Annotated in this window: 3 protein-coding genes; all 3 read left to right on the top strand. The window is 66.3% G+C overall.

Annotated elements, in window-relative coordinates; translation table 11 throughout:
• The coding region (locus tag FFT21_RS28220) for a histidine phosphatase family protein (protein ID WP_137816947.1) at positions 1–645 on the top strand (645 nt) is incomplete at its 5' end.
• On the top strand, positions 638–1,930 hold the full coding sequence (gene serS / locus FFT21_RS28215) for a serine--tRNA ligase (RefSeq protein ID WP_137816946.1): 1,293 nt from the start codon (positions 638–640) through the stop codon (positions 1,928–1,930). The genes FFT21_RS28220 and serS, both read left to right, overlap by 8 nt.
• 5 nt (positions 1,931–1,935) lie before the next feature.
• A partial coding sequence (locus FFT21_RS28210; RefSeq protein ID WP_137816945.1) for a glycosyltransferase occupies positions 1,936–2,745 on the top strand: 810 nt, incomplete at its 3' end.

The following is a 2,745-nucleotide window of genomic DNA, read 5'->3' as shown; positions in this document are numbered from 1 at the left end:
CCAGCGGTGGACGTGCAGTTGACCGACGACGGTGTTGCGGCGTGCCAGAAGGCGAGGTCGAAGGTTCCCAGCGATGCGGTGGCGACGTGTGTGACCAGCACGTTCGATCGTTGTGTCCGCACAGCCGAGTTGATCACGGCTTGTCAGGTCGAGCTACACCGCGATGCCCGGCTGAACGAGCTGGACTACGGCGTCTACGAAGGCGATCCCTTCCTCGCTTACGCCTGCTGGCTTGCGGAGCACGGCCCCCGCGTACGGCCACCGGGTGCGCGGGAGTCTCAGGCGGAGGGCATCGTACGGATGCTCACCGGCCTGCGCGCCGCGTTGGGCTGGCCCGGACCGCGCCTGGTCGTTGCCCACGGTCTGCTCGTCTCGGTGGTCCAATGGGCGCAGTCCCATCCGTATCAGCCGTTGACCGACGTGTTTCTGCCCGCCGCGCGCTGTCTGACGCCGCTGGTCATCGGGGACGCTGACCTCCGTACGCTGATCGACACGCTGCTTCGCGACCTTGCCGAGGGGGCGCGTCGGCGCCGTGGCTGGCATGTTGATCTGGGGGTATTCCCGCGAGAGGCACGCGATGGTCTTGCTACCGTCAGTGCACACGCTTCAGCAAGCAGAGACGAAGACGAGGCGACTCATGCATGATGCCCGCATCCTGCTCGACCTGGGCGAGGACGCTGTGCGCTCCTTGGCCAAGCGCGGCTACACGCTCGATTTGACCACGATTGAGGATCTGTTCACACGCCGGAACTCCTCGATCAAGAGTGCGGACGAGTTGCGGGCGGAGTCGAAGAGGGTCGCCGCCGAGGTGGGCAAGACCGCCAAGGCCGGTGGGGACGCGACCGAGCTGAAGGAGCGCGCACGGGCACTTAAGGATCAAGTGCGCGAGCTGGAAGAAGAGCAGGAGAAGGTCGAGGGAGAGCTGCGGGAGACGCTGCTGTCGATCCCGAACTTCCCGGCCGAGGACGTGCCCGACGGTCTCTCCGACGAGTTCAACGTGGAGATCCGCAAGCACGGCACTCCACCGAGCTTCAGCTTCGATCCCAGGGACCACGTGGACCTGGGTGAAGCGATGGGCATCTTCGACTTCAGCCGGGCGGCCAAGCTGTCGGGCTCACGGTTCAGCGTCGCACGCGGAGCCGGAGCCGTGCTGGAGCGCGCGCTGGCGACGTTCTTCCTGAACCTGCACACCGGGCGCCACGGCTACCAGGAAATCAGCGTTCCGAACCTGGTGAACCGGACCACGATGACCGGCACCGGCCAGTTGCCCAAGTTCGAGGAAGACCTGTTCCGCACCGGAGTGGCCGATCGAGAACTGTTCTTGATCCCCACGGCCGAGGTTCCGCTGACCAACCTGCATGCCGACGAGATCCTGCCCACCGAAGACCTGCCGTACGCCTACACCGCGTGGACGCCGTGCTTCCGGTCCGAGGCAGGCTCGTATGGACGGGACACGCGCGGCATTCTGCGTCTGCACCAGTTCTCGAAGGTGGAGCTGGTTCGGGTGGTACGCCCCGAGGAGTCCCGCGCTGAGCTGGAGAAAATGCTCGGCCATGCCGAGGCGTGCCTGAAGGAACTTGGGTTGGCCTACCGTGTGGTGGCCTTGGCCGCCGGGGATCTGGGTTTTGCCGCCACGTTCACCTACGACATCGAGGTGTGGCTGCCCAGCCAGAACACCTATCGTGAGATCAGCTCCTGCTCCGACTGCGGCACATTCCAGGCCCGTCGAGCGGCGATCCGCACCAAGTCGAAGGACGGCCAGCGCGGGCTCGCCGCGACGTTGAACGGATCGGGTCTGCCGATTGGGCGTACCTTGGCCGCGCTGCTGGAGCAGAACCAGCAGCAGGATGGTTCGGTGGTGATCCCCGAGGTCCTGGTGCCGTTCACCGGGTTCCGGCGAGTAGCGGCGGACGGCACGCCCGAGTCCTGACCGCGATGCTGGTCGGCATCTGCGACTTCCCAGGGGACTATGCCTTCCCGCCGTCCGGGTACGGCGGGATCGAACGGTGGCTGTGGGCGGTGGCCGTCGGCGCTCGTGCCGCCGGGGCCGAGGTGCATCTTCTTGGCCCGCAATGGCGATCGGAGCTGGTTGATGAATGGGAGATGCGGCCCATTCGGATCGAGGGTATGAGGCCAGACGGGCGCGAGGCCCGCAGCCTGCGGGCCACCGGCTATGACCTGTTGGTAGTCGGGCACGAGTATCCGTCGCTTCCTGCTTGGCGGGTGGTGTGGGAGTCGCTGGATGCCGACGTAGCGACCTTCCAGCATTGGCCGTATTTCCAGCACCAGCCGGATGCGTTCGATGGTTTGCGGTCGCGGCTGTACTGCTACTCGCGCCAGATGCGCGAGCGCTACGCCGCGCATCGGCCCTTCGAGGAGTTGGCGGTGCATCTCGGATTGGGAGAAGAGGAGCTACCCGTGCGCGATAACGGTGCACTGCTGTGGATGGGACGGATCGATCAGCAGAAGGCTCCGCACCTGGCCATTCGGGCCGCCGCGCTCGCAGGACGTGAAATCACCGTCGCCGGGCCGGTGTTCGACCGTGGTTACGTGGAGGCCCACAGCGCGGATTTCGGCGCCGAGCACGTCACCCTGGTCGGAGAAGTCGGCGGCGACGCGAAGATGCGGCTGCTGGCCGAGGCGGGCGCGCTCGTCTACACCTGCGCGCGGAACTACATCGAAGCTGGCGCTGCCAGCTTTGGCGAAGCCCTGCGAGCCGGGACGCCGGTCATCGCACTGGCCTGG

This window comes from Gandjariella thermophila (assembly GCF_005405885.1).
Taxonomy (GTDB): Bacteria; Actinomycetota; Actinomycetes; order Mycobacteriales; family Pseudonocardiaceae; genus Gandjariella; species Gandjariella thermophila.
This window is presented reverse-complemented; position numbering and strand designations above follow the sequence as displayed.

Coding starts and splice junctions, on each gene's coding strand:
- serS (WP_137816946.1), top strand. CDS start 638: ATGCATGATGCCCGCATCCTGCTCGACCTGGGCGAGGACGCTGTGCGC.